Origin of the sequence: Priestia sp. YIM B13551 (assembly GCF_042787905.1) — a bacterium.
Lineage (GTDB): Bacteria > Bacillota > Bacilli > Bacillales > Bacillaceae_H > Priestia.
In genome coordinates this window covers 131,064-146,808 of sequence record NZ_JBHZOX010000006.1, presented here as the reverse complement: position 1 = coordinate 146,808, position 15,745 = coordinate 131,064, and the positions used below count along the sequence as shown (strand labels likewise).

Genomic DNA, 15,745 nt, shown 5'->3' with positions numbered 1-15,745 from the left:
ATATCTCCTCCTTAAATTTATCCTCGATAGTTATGCATTGTTAAAAGAGCGTCTTGCTTTACAGAGTCACGTTGTCTAAATGAATAGATTGAATATAGTCCTGCTGGTAACTCTAAAGCTCTAAAACACTGATCGATATCTTGTGTAATATGGATACCCATTTCACCACTTGGAAGTTCTTTTAAAGCACCGTAATTACCAGAGGCATCTTTAAGGACAACATAGCGAGTAGAATTTACGGGGTTGCGATTTAGCAGAGAATTATTACAGCTAAGGTTCGTACTTTCAAATTCATAAGTTTGTTCTTCAAGAAAGATAGGCCCCGTCTCAGCTTCATCATCATTTTCTACAAAGTATGAAATTGACGAAATAAACTTTTTAACAAGCTTTTTAGGATCTAATGTGTTGTCCTCTTTAAGGCTGTCTATACTGTTCGTATAGAACTCATTCTCCTCAAAATTAATTGTTTTTAGGGGAATATCCATAGTTTCAACTAATTTCTCGCAAATTCTCATTTCTTTTACTAAGTTTTTAGGTAAAAGTGTTAGAAAGTCCTCGTAAGTTGCTTTGACAAAAAGGTTGTTGTTAATTACATAAGGATTCTCACCATTTAAACTACGCACTGAATCAGTGTTGTGACCTGTGTATTGACCAACACCTAAATAAACCAAATCTTCTGTGCTTGTTGGAGCAACTTCAGAAACGAGGACAGGTTTTGCAATAAAACTAGCATCATCCATATCAGGAGCTGCATACACATGTACAGACATACCTATATGCATAAGTTCATCCATTGTTGGTGTTTTAACAAATACTTTACGATCATTTGATATGCAAAGATTTCTAAGGTCTTCATCTTCTAGAAGAGATACTGGAACTACAATTCTAGTCAGTAATTCTTTAAGTTGATCAATACCAAAACGTTTATATGATTCACGCACTATAGCAGAAAGCTGTTCATTAAAAGCTTCGACTGCTCGTGTGAGGTTGCTATAATCAGCTTGCATATCACGAATCATCTTACGTTCCCCTTGAATATATCTGTATAGGTTTGAGAAATAACTCTGGTCACCATGTTGATAACCTACAGCAAAATTTCGAGAATCTTTAGGTAAAAGCAACTCGTCATTTACCTTGATTTCGTTTCTCGATAAAACTAAATCTCCTTCAGAGTTAGGTTTTGCAATATCTGTAAGACGACTACGGTAATAATAACTACGAAACTTTCTCCAAAAATTAGAGTCATAGTTTTGTAGAAAAGAGTCCCTAAATCTAGAAAGATCTCGGTACTTAATGTACATAGCAATCATTTCTGAAATATCTTCATGCCTAGTTAACTTGAAAGTATCAGCATGAATGTTGTTATTAGTCACTTCTTCATGAACAATTGAATATGATTCCTCAAGTTCCTTAAGAAGCTCATTAGTTACTTCAAAAAAGAACTCCGTAGATTTCTCCAAATCATTAAGCGGAACCTGTTCAAACTTTTGTTCCAAGCGTTCAATCAAGCTACTGAAGCTCTCTGAGTCATCCGACATAGCCAGTTTTAGAGTATGCAAAAGGTTAAAAACAGCAGTTCGGTATTTCACATCAGCTGTGATCATTTAAATTCTCCTTTCATCAGATAAAGTCCATGTCAAAAGAAAAGACGTTTTTTAGTTGGTCAAGATCGTTGATGAAAGAACGATAGTTTCTCATATGTATCGAAGCGTCACGTTCAATACTGTTAATTACATTGCTTCGCTCATTAGTAAGCATGTTATTTAATTCACCAAACGTCATTGGTGCAGTTAACATGCTAGATGTTTCGGTTATATGTGAAGGCCAGAATTCTGCTTCTTGAACATCTTCAAAGCCTTTAATGATTCTTGTTTGTAACGTTTCCTCATCAGTCAAACTAAAAACCCCCAAATAAAACTAAAATAAAACAAAATTTAAGGGAAACCAGTGTAATAAACTAATTTCCCCTAATTTTTAATGTATTGACTTAGAATCTGTTGGATTCTAGTTTTTTGTATTAGATAATGTGAGAGCCTTTTGTGCCAGCTTTAGCTGTGAACACTACAGATCCTTCACCAGTTGTAACAGTAGCCTCTTTTAACTCCGGAAAGTTTTCTGCCATTGCTACCTTTAGTGATTCAATGTTAGTATCTGCAGGTACATCGATTTGTGTATCCCCGTAAATTACTTTTAATTGTTCCATAACGATTCTCCTTCATATTGTCTTATTAAAATTACTTTTTTATGACAACCATTTGTTCTTGAATTTGCAATAGGTTTTGAGTAATTTAATAAAATAATTTTAGAAACCACTAAATATAAACATGTTAGAATCACATAAAAACAACCAGAAAAAACTAAAATCAAACACAAAAAAAGAGACCTTATGATTAGCCGGTTATTCCCAACCAATCAGTACAGGTCCCTTAAATTCAACTTCTTGAGATAATAGTTCAAGGTGTGCAGTTCCGCATAAAGGACAAATTGAAAATAATCCTTCATACTCTGTGCGTGCTTGTGGAATTCCAGCTACATTGATGAATTCATCTAATAGCTCCAGTTCTTCATCACATAAAACACAACTTGAATATGATATCGTTTGATTTCTTTTTTGTTTGATGTGTTTTGAGTAATCCATAGGAATTACTACAAGTTCATAGCTCATTCAATTAATCCTCCCATGATAAAACTTAGTTATCATAATTCGGTTACGCAACGGGATATTTTAAATAGTTAGTCGGCAAGTTTAGCTTGGAGTGCTAACTTTTCTTGAGCGTATAGAAGTGCTTGTTTTGCATACATTTCTTTTTGCTCTTGCTTTCTAACGGATCGAGGTAAGAACATCCTTGCGCCATTAAGACCGTACGCAATTCGATTCCAATCTGTCAAGATGGTTGTTTTTAGCAGTTTGGGGTTTTGTAAGATGACATTGTATGCTTCTCGTAGGGTTAAGTCTTCAAGATCAATTCCTTGTTCAACAAGAAAATCAATTGTACTTCCTCTTTGTGTTAACAGATCATCTAAACCATCATCCGTCAAATGAAGTAAGGCTTGAAACTCCTTAAACGTAAAGCGATCACGGACAATATGTTTGATCGTCGCATCGAGGTTATACTTTGCTAACTTTTCAGCAACTTTTTCACCTTCAGATGTGTTTATTGTATATATTGTGATGTATTGATTCTCCAACAATATTTCCTCCTGGTGTATTTACTCAGCAGTAACATAAACACTTATTTCGAAAAATGCTAGTACTTTTGCTAAAAAAACGAGCAAAATACGAACATTATACGAAAATGTACGATGAATCATCGAAATTCTATAATAATTATTGTTTAAAGATTAATCAGATAAATGACAATCCAGACATTTTTTAGATTATTTTTTAGGGGAAAATAGTTTTTTGTGTTAAAAAAACACAGTAATACCAACGAAAAACGGCATTTTTATGTAAAATGACAAAATTGTCATCAAAAAAATAAAGTATTTTTAGTTGTTAAATGGTTATTGCAATCGCTTTTTATCAGTTGTATGATTAAAACAAGTAAAAAAATCAGAGTATTTACAGATTTGTCAATACCTTTGATTAAAAAAACAAAAAAAAAGATAAAAAAAATCAAAAAAAGAGGCACGATGTTCGCTGCATCGGGCCCGGGGTAATACCTATTAGACTAATCTAATCGTGTTCAAGTTCCATACTTTTTCGCTTCCAAACAAAATTGTATGAAATGAATAGTTTCGATGTGCTTATTTTATCATGAATAATACATAAGTTCAATAGCACACACGGTTTTTCTATCGTTTTTTAGGTATTATCCCCTATTTACTTGATTAATTAGTAGAGGGGATTTTTGTCATGGGGAAAAAACGAATTAATGTTAAAGATGTAGTTAATCAGGAGTTCTATCAATTACCTAAAGTATTTATTTGGGATGAAAAGTATCGCAAAGGATTAAGTGATGGAGCAAAACTCCTGTACATGATTTTGCGTGATCGTTTCAATCTTTCTATACATACAACAAACCAAGATATTCAGAATGGTTCTGATTCACCTACTTATGTAGACGAAGAAGGAAACATTTATTGCATCTTGGATAATGTAGAAATTGCTTTTACATTAAATAAGTCAGTAAAAACAGTTATCGGATTAATGGAAGAACTAATCGAGCTTGAATTAGTAGATAAAGCAGATGGTGGAGCTGGTAAAGCAAATCGAATTTATATGAATGTCCTAGATTCTAGTGGAAGCTCATTAGCAACCTTCCTTGGCGAAAAGGATTACTACAAGCATATACATTCTTGTAAGAAAAAGAAAAAGCAACCTTCCAAAACATTAGAGGAATGTATAGCTATGCAACTTAAGAAACATGACAAAAAAGAGGATAACGACGCGGTTTCTACAGGGGGATGTAAAAGTTACACCCCTGGGGATGTAAAAACTACACCACTAGGGGGTAACGAAACTACACCCCGGGGGGTGAAAGATTTACACCCTAATAAGAATGATCTTAAAGAACTTAAATCTAAAGAGAATTATGTAAGTAATAATGATTTAAGTAATTCTTCTTCTAAAGAAAAAGAGGACAAGCCATTAGAAGAAGAACAACAAGTGCCTTTAGAATTCTCTGTTTATGATAACTATGCTTTGTTAGAAGCTATTAAACCGCTACATGATATTTGTCCTGATAAAAAAGCGTTTAATGTAGTGAGGAAGACGTTAACAGAAGCAAAGGTTGAATCATTCTTTAAATGCGATGTCCTAAATGCTATAGGTTCACATCCACGTAACATGAAGCAATACCAAAACAAAGGTGAGCAAATTAAATATGAGCCAGCATTCTTTGCTAATAGTCTAGTAGACCGTATTCGTTCTAACCAAGCAGCTCGAAAAGCCAAAGTAGAAAGTGAGAAAAAAATGGAACAACCAAAAACTTTTGGTAATATTCCAATCCTTGATATCTTTGACAACTAAATTTTAGGGGGATACACTAAAATCCCCTAAAATAAACTCATTTTCCCCTAAAATAAATTAGTTTTTAATAAAAAAACATAATAAATCACAAAATATCTTAAAAATCTAGTACAAATTATTAGTAATGTATGATATATTATCCTTGTACCAAAGATTACTAATAGAGTTTTTGAGAGGAGTTTCGATGATTTATGGCACTAAATTTAGTATTAGGGGTAGACGCAGGGCTTAACGAAGTTAAGATCGTGGGTCAAAAAGGTGAAACAAAATTCGCATCTGTTATCGCTAGAAAAGCAGAAAATGAGAGAACGTTTAAAGGTAGAATGAGTTTTGAAGAAACTAAGAAAGAAAGCAGATTTGAACTAAGCGTAGATGGAAGAGATTATTATTTAGGTGAACACGCTATATTTATTGACAAGCAGAGTGGTCAACAAAATACTGGTGGTAGTGATGGTACAGGTTCAAAAAATAATAAAAAAGCTTTTATTCGTGCATTAGGTGGTATCTGCTTATACATAGACCACTATGAAAGATTCGAAGATCAAGATATTAACGTGTTTTTAACTTATGGCACACCTGTAAATAGTGCTCAAAGAGACGAAGAATTAGATGAAATTGAAGATCGTTTTAAAAACTATGGCAAACCATTTGCGGTGACTTATAACGGACACAGACTAAATATTACTGTAAAAGATATTATTGTATTGCCAGAGGGTGCGGCTGCTTATTATGCAAAAGAAGATTATGAGGAGCAAGATGTTTATATCATTGATGCTGGTTCTCAAACAATCAACCTTACACATTTAGAGGATGGAACTCCTGTACCTAGTGGATCTACTAACTTAGATGTTGGAGTAGAATATTATAAAGCAACATACCCAAGCAGTACTGCTGAAGTACTAAGTGAGGATATCTTAGATAAAGTTGGCGAACTAAGATGGCCACGAGGTTCTAAAGTTTATATTTGTGGTGGATTTACAAATGTATTACTTCCAGTATTTAATGAAGAAGCACAGGGTAGATTTGAAGCAGAGGTATTAAATCCAGAACTTCCAATCGCAGGTACACGAAAAGTAAAAACGATTGATCCTATCTTTGCTAATGCTACAGGATTGTTCTTCATTGCAACACAAGCTTTCGAAGATTATATAAACGTAGCAAAACCAAAGGTAAAAGGGTGATATAATTGGCTACTAACGACACAAAACGTAAAAAAGGCTCACATAAAACCGTTTATTTCAATGTGAATGATCCTGCGGAATATCAGCTTTATGAATATGCCAGCAAGATTAAAAACTTTAGTGGCTTTATCAAGCGCCTGGTGTATCAAGAAATGGCTAAGCGTAATGGTGCTCTTCCAAATCCATTTGAATTTGGGTTTGGAGAGTTACCACCTATGCAACAGCAAGCAGAATCAACACAATTACCACATTATGCACAACCGACTGCACCTGTTGAAGAGCCGGTTAAGGTTCCAGTTCAGGTGAAGAGCGACAAAGTATCAATAGATTTAAGAGAAAAAGAAGCCGTTAAGCAACAAGAAGCTGCTAATAAAGAAGTATCTGCTACTCAAGAAGTTGAGACTGTAGTTAAAGAAGAAGATAGAATTGAAGAAACACCTGCAGTTAACAATGAGGGTGAGTCGCAAGATAATTCTCAAGAAGAAAATAGTCAAGTTGGCCAAGTTAAAGAAGCAAGTCAAAAAAGCACTCGTAGCGCAAAAGTAGGCAATATACTTGGCGGTAGAAGAAGATAAAGAAAAGCTCAGGGCATGGTTCCTGGGCTTTCTTTATGCTTCATTATAGTCGTTTAAATCAGCCACTGCCTTTTCATACGTATCAAATATACTAGCAAGTTCACAAGAAACCTCAAAGGCATCATCTTCTGTAAAGATAACTGCATAGACTTCCTTAACTGCGTCTTTACCATCCTCCAATAACTCTGCAATCACTCTAAACTCATATAATGTATCAAAAATACGATACATCTTTTTTATTTTTTTCTCATACAATTTAGGTTATCTCCCTTTAATTTAGGGGAATGTAGGATATATTGTTTTTAAACACTCAAATAAAATATATTATAGTGAATTCCCCTAAAATAAAATTTAAAGTAATACATATTAGTTGAAAGTCCTATTATCCAATAAGTTTGAACAGGTCTTCATTCAAGGCAATTTGCTTATTGTATTCACCTAAAACAGCTTCTTCAATAATTCTACGTGCTTCAGGATTAACAGGGTTAGCCATATCTTTAAAGCTCCCGTTATGCATTTTCTTAGAGGGCATAGCAACAAGTAATTGTCTATCTCTATTTTCTATAACGCGAATATCATTTATAGCTAATAGATCATTCACAATGATTGTGCATATTGCTTTCATATTTCCTCCAGCTTTAATCTTTAATCTAATGTCAGTAATAACTAATTCGTGTTTCATCTCAAAATCTCTCCTTAAAATAAATTTAATTTAATATGTTATGTTTGTATGTTTTATGAAGTATTCATTAAGACCAGCTTGTTCGCGTAAATGTCTAATTGTTTCCTTCATAGTAAGACTGACTAATTTAGGTTGTACAATAACTTCTTTTTCTTGATCCTTTTCATTTGCCAAAGAATCACCTCCAGTTAAATAAAAAAGGGAGGAGATAGGAATCTCAACCCTTTATAAGCACACTAGCTAATTTTTAATTTTGCATTTCTTGTTTTACGTTTAGTAGATGGTTCACCCATACGAGGCTTATGCTTAATAGTTGATTCGCCTTCACGTTTCTTCTTCTTCATAATAACCTCCAGTAGTCATTTTTTAGGAGTATATGAGAAAGTGTCGTAGATTATGAGTCTAATTGGCTATAAATGATTTTCACTCCAACGCCATTAGTGTCATAAATATTTGTAGGGCGTTCACCATGTTTTAAGTGCTGTGCTAATTTAGCAACAACCTTAGCCATTTCTCCATCTTTAAAAGGTTCCTTAAAGGCATCATTGTCAGTATCAAATTGAATTCTGATTTCTTCCATCCGTTAATCACCTCCTTGAATTGAAAAATCCCCAACCAAAAGGAAGGAGAATCTAATACATATTAGTTATTTTTAATTTATAATAGGGTATTCCTCTAAAATAAAAGGGAATATAGGTTTATTAACCAAAATAAAACACAATACATTAATAAGTAACATATTGTGTTTGAATCTAGTTTATTGTATTGGTGTGAAATTAACACGCAAGCCATTGTTTAGTTCAATTTCATCTCCATCTTCCAATTCAACATTCTTAACTTGATCGTTATAGTATTGTGAATCACCAACACCAAACATTTCATTTACCTTTAAATCATAAGAGTTTTGAACAGAAAAATTACCTTGACCACTTGTTGCTTTTACATCATATGTGCCAGCATCAATATCACGACCAACAATGTATTTACCAGCAGTAAATGTTTTAGCTTTTTCAGCTAATGCTGCAGCGGCTTCGGCTTCTTGTTTCTTTTCTTCTTCAGCCTGTTTAGCTTCAGCTTGTTTATCTAACTCAGCTTGTTTAGCCTCAGCTTCTTTTGTTTTATTTGCAATCTCTGTATCAGAAAGCTCGAATAGAGGAGCAGCCTTATCGATCTTTTCCTGTAATTCATCAATCTTATCCTGCTGTAAAACAGTTTCACCAGTTAACTCAATGTTCTTATCTTTCAACTTATCGTATTCATCTTGTGATGGACCACCAGCGCCACCAATAATTAATGCAATAATAGCAACTACAATATAGCTCCAACGTCTTTTAATGAACCCCATAATTTTTTTCATAGTAATGACTCTCCCTTATTTTCTTAGTCTACTAACCACGCATCGTATTCCATTTCGCGTCGTACAAATTCTTCATCTTCTAAACGGAATTGATTACCGAACTCCTTATGTATTAGATGAAAAATACCTTCCCACATACCTTTGAAATGTTTTAAAGAATCAGACCAAATCTCTAAGGTGTCATCTTCAAATGCTTGATGTTCTTTAAGATATAGAATGTTTGCTTCAAAAGATTTAAGAGATAGGTCAATCATATCTCTTTGATTCCAATATTCTATTGCGGCATTATCTTTATTGAGCAAAACATTGCTAATATTCCATTTCAAATTTCTTGTGAATATGATGATATGTTTAATAGAATATCTTTTGTTCTCTTCATATAGATCAGCAACGAAATATTCCACAAATAGTCCTCCTTATTAACTAAATATATAACAATATCTAGGATTTAGTAATATTTTTAGAGTAATATTTTTTTCCTATTAATGTTAATAAATCATACTCTTCAATTAAGGCCATAAGCTCCATACGTGGACGTCCATTAGTAGTAAGACCTTCTAATACTTTTACCAATGCTTGGTGTTGTTCTACGGTAAGGTGAGACATAATCATAATAGCAACCCCCAACCATTTGCCTTTGCTATTGCTTTCTTAGCTTCTTCTATAACACACTCCAGTTCGTGGTCTTCCTCAACAGCTAATAGGTTTACTAATACATCGTACATATTCGGAGCCGCTGCAATTAAATGAGCATTTTCTCTGCGGAGAACACTTTCAGCAATAAGGCTACCTCCATAGTGTTCTACATCATTTACTCCACCATCTGGAGAACCAGTATACTTACGAGTGGTTTCTACAGTATTTGGTGAAATAACAGTTGTAGGAATTCTCCCAATATTCCAAGGTCCCGGCGTAAATGTGTGGTGCTTACTCATATTAAATTCCTCCTAATAATACTTAGCTAGTAATTGTTTATCTTGTTCAGTAACTTCAATCCACTCTAAGCTGTTATCCTCAAGAGAAGCAATAGGCTTAGAGGTTGCAATTGTACAGTAGTGACAACTCCATACATGTTTCTCCAATGAAAAAGGATCGTCTACATATTCTTCATCGTGGCGAAGGTTATAGTAGAACAATCCTTTAATTTGTTTATCTTTAGTTATACGAAAGGGCGTAATCGTAACTACTGGTACGCCAGCAATATGACCTAGAGCTTGTTGTTCCATGCAGCACGCTCCTTTAATCTAATTTTACGTTGATGTCTTAAAATAGTTCGGAAAGCCATTAAAATAAGCCCACCAGCTATAATCTTTAAGCAATCATTGGTGGGCACAACAGGATATATATATTGATAAGAGGCGCCGCCTAAATATACTGCACCTAATAAATAAGGAAAACCTTTGCTTATGATAAATCTAACAAGTGGGTGAATAATCTTACGAAAAGAGAAACCTTTATGACTTCTATAATCCCTATCTAATGCAATCAATTGATCTTCAGTGAGGCGAACAAGTTCCATCAGTTCACGCTTTTCCTTCTGATAAGAAAGAATCTCCTCTTGGTCTTCAATCATCCAACCAAGAGAGTAATTCTTTTTCAATTCATTAAGTCTGATGTTAGCATTTTTATGAGATTCAAATAGGTGGACAGCTTTCCTATGTGCTTGTTTAGTATAGGAACTCATGTCATATTCTCGTTGATTTAATACACGGATTTGTCTTGGCATATATAGCACTCCTTTTAAAATGAAAAATTACCGAAATTAGTTCTTTGTTCAAATATATTAATATCTTCCTGTTTGATCTTTGGATCTCTATATTTTATTTCTACGAGATTTTTATAAGGATACTTACGTTTTGCATAAGCAAATGCTTCTTTCTCTACAAAGAAAATCTCTTCGCCATTTATCCAATCCTTTTTCTCCATTTTAATTGCATCAAAGAATGAATCATATGAGCACTCTAAAGTGGGGAGAAGGGTAGTAAACTTTAATTTAGTTTCCTCAATACCTACGTTTTCTTTAATGTAAGGACAAGGTAATACAATATATACGGTCATACCAGGTTTAATTGTTTCGGGTAACGTCTTTTTCTTAGACAAATTCATTCCTCCAATTTTATGCTAATTAAGCATAAGTTATTTTTCGACGCGGCTTTCTAATTTTATGTTTGCGAATTTTCACAACTTTAATATTATTTATCTTTAAATGGCATTTAGGGTGAATAGCTAAAACATGTGGATATACTGGAAACTTCCCTATATTGCATGTTCCCTTATAGCTATCTCTTCTACGCATATGAATACAATCAACACAATTCATGGTTGTTCTCCACATTCGGAATCATCTCGGGTTTTAACTTACCATTATAATAAATTCCGTTAACATACATAGGAAGGCAAAAGTCACTCTCTGTAAAAGGGAATGAATGTTCATTCTCCTCTATTACAATGTGATGTTTCTTTTCATAATCTAAAAGAGACTGATAAGAATCAAAGATAATACTGTCGCCGGCAAATACACGTAATGTAAAGTCAACCTCATAAGATAATGATTCTTGAACTATATGTTCTGCAACTTCTACAACCAGTAACATATCACTAAATTTATTCTTATCTATACTAGAGATAGTAATAGGACTATCCTCTATATGGGAACCATTAACTAGTAATTCAATTGTATAATCTTTCTTCATATAAACACGTCCAATCGTAAATTATAGTCAAAAAATTTTATAAACGCACCGAAAAACATTAAAAACATGCCTCTTATATAGTGGGCGGGAAAAATCCCCGGCGTATTAATGTATCACTTCACCTTATATATAAAATGTTTCTATATAGTCCTTTGATAACCCTTCCATATAGATATCTAATAAATGAACAATCACTATATAGAACTAATAACCTACAACTATATGAACTTATATATAAGCCACTATATAGTCATTAACATGTACCACTATATAGATAAAGAACATAAGTAATAATGATTAACCTATATAGAGTAACGAGGACATTGGATTAACCTCAACTAGCACGAAACCTTGATATTACAAGCTTTGTCCTATGATTAAGGATTAACCAAGGTCTACCGAAACTAATATAGGTGATGTCTTTCTATATAGGGATAAACGTGAGATAGTCATCCTTCTATATAGAGAAAGCCTTATATAGTGTCTTTACCCCATATAGTGAGAATACATAACCTTATGCCTAGATTAACGTAGGAGAAGGGGACAAACCCTTGAACATAACCTAAGTGATGAGTGTAAGACAAGAGGGGATTAACCCGCTTTACCCCCATCGAGGATGTGTGTATTAAGCGAATCTGAAAAAGCCTCTGTTTAGCCTGTCTGTGCGATTTCGTTCTCCGCTAGGGTATTTGTGTTACTGAAACTGTAAGCGGGTAGTAGACGGTGATTCTAGCTGTTCAGGGGTCATCCACGATAAAGAGTTTCCTGTCTCAATCAACTCTTCCGCTACGTACAAAGTTAAATCTGGATCACTTAGGTTTACCGTAGCGGGTGACGTGATGGTGCCTTCTACTACAAAGGTTAAGTACTGGTTAGTTTGGTTGTGGTGTCCTAGGACAACGACTTGTTTCATTGGTGGTCAGCTCCTTCTATATAGTCAATGACAATAGGTTCCATATCGCTACATTGGGTAACGACGGTTTGGTCGTGCTCTTTGCAAAGTATGTCCATGACGGATACATCTTTGGTGCATCCAGGGTATGAACAGGTAAAGGTTAATACTTCTAATGTAAGTGTAGCCATTGGTTCTCCTCCTTATATAGGTAATCGAAACGAGATAGGGCGGCAGCCCCTATAAGGCTTTTGTGCTATATAGAGCGGGATCAAGATAACCTAGGTCTTCTAATGACCTGAATGCTTGCTCCGCTTCTTCATAGGTTGAGTAATTCTTGGTTAATCGATTATAGGTACTCGTGTCATGATCCGAGTAGTAAAACTCCAGGCCAATGTAATAGTTCTGAGTATCCTGCTCGACAATGGTTATTCTAGTTTGGTATTGAATCATGGAGATAATCTTCCTATTAAAGTAGTACTCCCATGTTAAATGCAGGTTGTGGTCTGTATGAATAGGTAGGGTATTGACTAACATTCTTTCTGACTGGTCGAAGGATACACTCTCTGATAAGGATAAACGCATCTACAACTAAGCAGCCAACGGACCATATCTGAAAAGGTAGCGGTTGAACTGCCCATGTAATTGCTGTGAGTGTTGTTTCGAGAACCAAGCTCGTTCCCATCCATGTTTTAACTAATCCTGAAGCTAACATCATAATAATTTCCTCCTGTAATATGAGAGCCCGACACAACGTAACCTCCTCTATATTGAATGTAAATACCCTCAGACAAATAAACTCGGATATCTACAATCAACATGAGCGTCGGTAGTCATAGTTTTGAAAAGGGGAGATTTCCTAAAACTATGCCGGCGTCGGTAGTGCTCAAGTTTTAAAAAAAGAGCAGGGAGATCCCTACTCTTATACTGGTTCACCATTATATTGAAACTGTGGTGATTGATTCATTTGTGGTGTTACCTGTGGTTGTGACTGAAACTGTTGTGCTGGTGGTTGCTGTTGTACTTGTTGGTTAGCACCTAAAGCAGTAGCAATTGTCGTTAACAACTGTTCCATGCCATTAACTTTTTCTTCGATTTTATCCATACGTTCATTATTGTTTTGTTGTAACAGCTGAGCTACATCCTGTGGTGATTGTGGTTGAATCATAGGTTCTTGTGTTGGCATAGGTTGCATTGGCATACCCATCATAGGTTGTGGCATTAGACCTGGCATACCCATCGTTGCTGGTTCTGGTGCAAATGCGTCACGTAGCTTAGAAAAGAAAGAACCGCTATTACCTTGATAGTAACGTTTAACAGCTTGATTCATTTGACGTTGCTGTTCAGCTTGCATAATACTTTGTAAGTGAGCTTGTTGTGCATTAGCATACAACTGATTAATATCAATACCTTTATCCGCACAAATCATTTGTGTCATTAGATTGTTTGCAGTGTTAGCGATATCCTGTTGCATTTGTTGGTATAAGTTATTCATTTTAAAATCTCCCCGTTCATTCATCATAATTAGTAAACATAAAAAGAGAGGGCGGCAGCCCTCGTATTAACAAACCCAAGCAAAGTCATCGTTACGTAGTTTTTTAACTTTGCCTTCATATATGTAGCGGTTTAACGTATCTATCTCAAGAATAACTTCTTCGATTTCATCAACTAGGTCCATTGGTATTTCTCCTTGGTGAGCTTTATGCTTTAATGTTTGAATAGCAAAATCAGCTTTGTCTCGATATGTAAGACCTAGTGGTGCAAAAGCATAGATAGATTGATTGTAGTATTCAATATCTGTGACAATAACGGAACCGTCTGCATCACTGTAAAGTTTAACACCGACTTGTTTATCTAGAGTGAACGCACCGTAATCATATGTTTTTATCTTTTTGCCATCTACATATAAACAACCTTCAATATCGTTGATACGTTCAAACTTAGAAGTATTAGATAAAGTAGCACTAACTTCTTGTTTTGCTGAAGATAACACATATGATAATAAGATAAGTAAAACGATAACTCCAAAACCAATGTTTAATACGATTTCCCAACCATTACTGATAACCATTTATATTTCTCCTTTTATCGCGTCACCTCTCTTCCGAAGTTTACGCTTTCTGCATATTTTAAAACCTGTCCCATTAAGTCATAATCCAAACGAACAGGCTGATAATAATCGTTACCGCTTTAAATTTGTCCCGGCGGAATAATATAGTATGTACCTTGCCTTGATTCTGCAATAGATACAGTAATCGTTCCACACACCAAGAATAAAACACACGTACATTCTATATCGTATGCTTGTTGTCTTGGAGTAGGAGGATAAACCTTAATATTTTTTAAACCTAAACTTTTATTGTAAGAACGCGTAGGTACATTAACATCATCAAACCATTGCTTATCTCTTTTAACAGTCCCCATTAGATTTCTCCTTTATATTTAATCAATAAAAAAAGAAAGGGCGGTGAAACCCTTTCATCATACTGGTAAATCATCCTCATCAACATTTGCTACTTCAACCTGAGTGTTCGTTCCTAATGTTTGTGCAGTAGGAGGAACAAAAGTCTGAGCTGGTTGACCATACTGAGGTTGTGGTTGCATACCTATTGGCTGTTGCTGTTGTTGCATACCGAACATTGGGTTTTGTTGCATACCCATCATTGGTTGCTGAGGATAACCCATTTGTTGTTGCATTGCATATGGATTCTGTTGCATACCCATCATTGGTTGTTGCATACCATACGGGTTCTGTTGCATAGCGTAAGGATTTTGTTGCATACCCATCATAGGCTGTTGCATTGGCACCTGACCTGATTGTCTTGCGTCAACATAACGTAAGATTTGTGCCTTAACCTGTGGAGTTAGGTTAATGTGCTCCCAATACTCACCTTTCTCCTTATCAATTTCAGTAGAGATAGTTTGTACATACGGAGCATTGTGTTGTGACACTTTTACTTGGAATGAGATACTTCCAATAGCAGTACGAAGCGTACCATTATACAAGAAGTTATGCTCCATTTGAGCAGGTGTAACATCTCGTAAGATAATATCGTCTACTCCAATTGCAGGATTACTAGGTGCTGATGTAACGCCTAATAAATAACCTGAGTTTTGACGGTACCAGAACGGATTAGAAGAACGTCTTGATTGACCTCCTGCTTGTGTTTGTCCTTGTACTTGGTTTTCTACTGTAGCTGTTTGAGTTGTCATAATAAAATCTCTCCATTTCAATAATAAATTTATTTAAATCAAAAAAAGAAAGGGTGGTAACCCTTAATCAGTTTTTCAATTCAGAACAAGAGAATGTGGCAACCTTCTAGTGCAGAGGGATATACGCGTTCATCCATCTCACATATTCTTTTGACCTTAGAGAGATAGGGTGGAACCCCC

The 15,745-nt window shown here is 34.9% G+C and carries 26 protein-coding genes; 3 read left to right on the top strand and 23 right to left on the bottom strand.

The window, feature by feature from the left end:
• Positions 1–17 precede the first annotated feature (17 nt).
• From ACFX4N_RS24115 to ACFX4N_RS24095, 5 genes are all read right to left on the bottom strand, one after another.
• Complete coding sequence (locus ACFX4N_RS24115) at positions 18–1,604, bottom strand: hypothetical protein (RefSeq protein ID WP_377262932.1); 1,587 nt, start codon at positions 1,602–1,604, stop codon at positions 18–20.
• A gap of 16 nt (positions 1,605–1,620) precedes the next feature.
• Positions 1,621–1,896, bottom strand: coding sequence for a hypothetical protein (locus tag ACFX4N_RS24110; protein ID WP_377262929.1), 276 nt, complete (start codon positions 1,894–1,896; stop codon positions 1,621–1,623).
• Positions 1,897–2,017: 121 nt separating this feature from the next.
• On the bottom strand, positions 2,018–2,203 hold the full coding sequence (locus ACFX4N_RS24105; RefSeq protein ID WP_377262926.1) for a hypothetical protein: 186 nt from the start codon (positions 2,201–2,203) through the stop codon (positions 2,018–2,020).
• Between the two features lie 195 nt (positions 2,204–2,398).
• Positions 2,399–2,665 carry a hypothetical protein gene (locus tag ACFX4N_RS24100; protein ID WP_377262923.1) on the bottom strand — a complete coding sequence of 89 codons (267 nt, stop codon included), beginning with the start codon at positions 2,663–2,665 and terminating at the stop codon, positions 2,399–2,401.
• A gap of 68 nt (positions 2,666–2,733) precedes the next feature.
• The gene (locus tag ACFX4N_RS24095; protein ID WP_377262920.1) at positions 2,734–3,189 is read right to left on the bottom strand and encodes an ArsC/Spx/MgsR family protein; all 456 of its coding nucleotides are present in this window, start codon (positions 3,187–3,189) and stop codon (positions 2,734–2,736) included.
• Between the two features lie 667 nt (positions 3,190–3,856).
• On the opposite strand from ACFX4N_RS24095, the gene ACFX4N_RS24090 reads away from it, so the two are divergent.
• The 3 genes from ACFX4N_RS24090 to ACFX4N_RS24080 all read left to right on the top strand — a co-directional run bounded on the left by ACFX4N_RS24090 (position 3,857) and on the right by ACFX4N_RS24080 (position 6,728).
• Positions 3,857–4,972: a replication initiator protein A gene (locus tag ACFX4N_RS24090; RefSeq protein WP_377262917.1), complete on the top strand. Its 1,116-nt coding sequence runs from the start codon at positions 3,857–3,859 to the stop codon at positions 4,970–4,972.
• Between the two features lie 191 nt (positions 4,973–5,163).
• The gene (locus ACFX4N_RS24085; protein WP_377262914.1) at positions 5,164–6,153 is read left to right on the top strand and encodes a ParM/StbA family protein; all 990 of its coding nucleotides are present in this window, start codon (positions 5,164–5,166) and stop codon (positions 6,151–6,153) included.
• A 5-nt stretch (positions 6,154–6,158) separates the two neighbouring features.
• Positions 6,159–6,728, top strand: a complete 570-nt coding sequence (locus ACFX4N_RS24080) for a hypothetical protein (protein ID WP_377262911.1) — start codon at positions 6,159–6,161, stop codon at positions 6,726–6,728.
• Between the two features lie 33 nt (positions 6,729–6,761).
• Here ACFX4N_RS24080 and ACFX4N_RS24075 read toward each other — a convergent pair whose 3' ends face one another.
• From ACFX4N_RS24075 to ACFX4N_RS23990, 18 genes are all read right to left on the bottom strand, one after another.
• Positions 6,762–6,983, bottom strand: a complete 222-nt coding sequence (locus ACFX4N_RS24075) for a hypothetical protein (RefSeq protein ID WP_377262908.1) — start codon at positions 6,981–6,983, stop codon at positions 6,762–6,764.
• Between the two features lie 127 nt (positions 6,984–7,110).
• Positions 7,111–7,410: a SpoVG family protein gene (locus ACFX4N_RS24070; protein WP_377262905.1), complete on the bottom strand. Its 300-nt coding sequence runs from the start codon at positions 7,408–7,410 to the stop codon at positions 7,111–7,113.
• Between the two features lie 30 nt (positions 7,411–7,440).
• Positions 7,441–7,584: a hypothetical protein gene (locus ACFX4N_RS24065; RefSeq protein WP_377262903.1), complete on the bottom strand. Its 144-nt coding sequence runs from the start codon at positions 7,582–7,584 to the stop codon at positions 7,441–7,443.
• Positions 7,585–7,804: 220 nt separating this feature from the next.
• Positions 7,805–7,990, bottom strand: a complete 186-nt coding sequence (locus tag ACFX4N_RS24060) for a hypothetical protein (RefSeq protein WP_377262900.1) — start codon at positions 7,988–7,990, stop codon at positions 7,805–7,807.
• A gap of 177 nt (positions 7,991–8,167) precedes the next feature.
• Entirely contained in the window at positions 8,168–8,767 is a 600-nt protein-coding gene (locus ACFX4N_RS24055; RefSeq protein WP_377262897.1) for a hypothetical protein, read from the bottom strand.
• Positions 8,768–8,790: 23 nt separating this feature from the next.
• Positions 8,791–9,171, bottom strand: a complete 381-nt coding sequence (locus ACFX4N_RS24050; RefSeq protein WP_377262894.1) for a hypothetical protein — start codon at positions 9,169–9,171, stop codon at positions 8,791–8,793.
• 37 nt (positions 9,172–9,208) lie between these two features.
• On the bottom strand, positions 9,209–9,379 hold the full coding sequence (locus tag ACFX4N_RS24045) for a hypothetical protein (protein WP_377262891.1): 171 nt from the start codon (positions 9,377–9,379) through the stop codon (positions 9,209–9,211).
• Entirely contained in the window at positions 9,376–9,702 is a 327-nt protein-coding gene (locus tag ACFX4N_RS24040) for a hypothetical protein (protein WP_377262889.1), read from the bottom strand. The genes ACFX4N_RS24045 and ACFX4N_RS24040 overlap by 4 nt, the downstream gene beginning before the upstream one ends.
• A gap of 12 nt (positions 9,703–9,714) precedes the next feature.
• Positions 9,715–9,993 (bottom strand): LPD28 domain-containing protein, encoded by a 279-nt coding sequence (locus tag ACFX4N_RS24035; protein WP_377262886.1) that lies wholly within the window; start codon positions 9,991–9,993, stop codon positions 9,715–9,717.
• Positions 9,975–10,493 (bottom strand): hypothetical protein, encoded by a 519-nt coding sequence (locus ACFX4N_RS24030; RefSeq protein ID WP_377262883.1) that lies wholly within the window; start codon positions 10,491–10,493, stop codon positions 9,975–9,977. Before ACFX4N_RS24030 ends, ACFX4N_RS24035 begins: the two co-directional genes overlap by 19 nt.
• Before the next feature lie 14 nt (positions 10,494–10,507).
• Positions 10,508–10,867: a hypothetical protein gene (locus ACFX4N_RS24025; protein WP_377262880.1), complete on the bottom strand. Its 360-nt coding sequence runs from the start codon at positions 10,865–10,867 to the stop codon at positions 10,508–10,510.
• Positions 10,868–11,073: 206 nt separating this feature from the next.
• Positions 11,074–11,460: a hypothetical protein gene (locus tag ACFX4N_RS24020; protein ID WP_377262877.1), complete on the bottom strand. Its 387-nt coding sequence runs from the start codon at positions 11,458–11,460 to the stop codon at positions 11,074–11,076.
• A 694-nt stretch (positions 11,461–12,154) separates the two neighbouring features.
• On the bottom strand, positions 12,155–12,373 hold the full coding sequence (locus ACFX4N_RS24015) for a hypothetical protein (protein ID WP_377262874.1): 219 nt from the start codon (positions 12,371–12,373) through the stop codon (positions 12,155–12,157).
• On the bottom strand, positions 12,370–12,543 hold the full coding sequence (locus tag ACFX4N_RS24010) for a hypothetical protein (RefSeq protein WP_377262871.1): 174 nt from the start codon (positions 12,541–12,543) through the stop codon (positions 12,370–12,372). The genes ACFX4N_RS24015 and ACFX4N_RS24010 overlap by 4 nt, the downstream gene beginning before the upstream one ends.
• 731 nt (positions 12,544–13,274) lie before the next feature.
• Positions 13,275–13,847, bottom strand: a complete 573-nt coding sequence (locus ACFX4N_RS24005; RefSeq protein WP_377262868.1) for a hypothetical protein — start codon at positions 13,845–13,847, stop codon at positions 13,275–13,277.
• A 66-nt stretch (positions 13,848–13,913) separates the two neighbouring features.
• Positions 13,914–14,423 carry a hypothetical protein gene (locus tag ACFX4N_RS24000; RefSeq protein WP_377262865.1) on the bottom strand — a complete coding sequence of 170 codons (510 nt, stop codon included), beginning with the start codon at positions 14,421–14,423 and terminating at the stop codon, positions 13,914–13,916.
• 119 nt (positions 14,424–14,542) lie between these two features.
• Positions 14,543–14,776 (bottom strand): hypothetical protein, encoded by a 234-nt coding sequence (locus ACFX4N_RS23995; RefSeq protein ID WP_377262862.1) that lies wholly within the window; start codon positions 14,774–14,776, stop codon positions 14,543–14,545.
• 57 nt (positions 14,777–14,833) lie between these two features.
• A complete protein-coding gene (locus tag ACFX4N_RS23990) occupies positions 14,834–15,565 on the bottom strand; it encodes a hypothetical protein (RefSeq protein ID WP_377262859.1) in 732 nt (243 codons plus the stop codon).
• Positions 15,566–15,745: the final 180 nt, after the last annotated feature.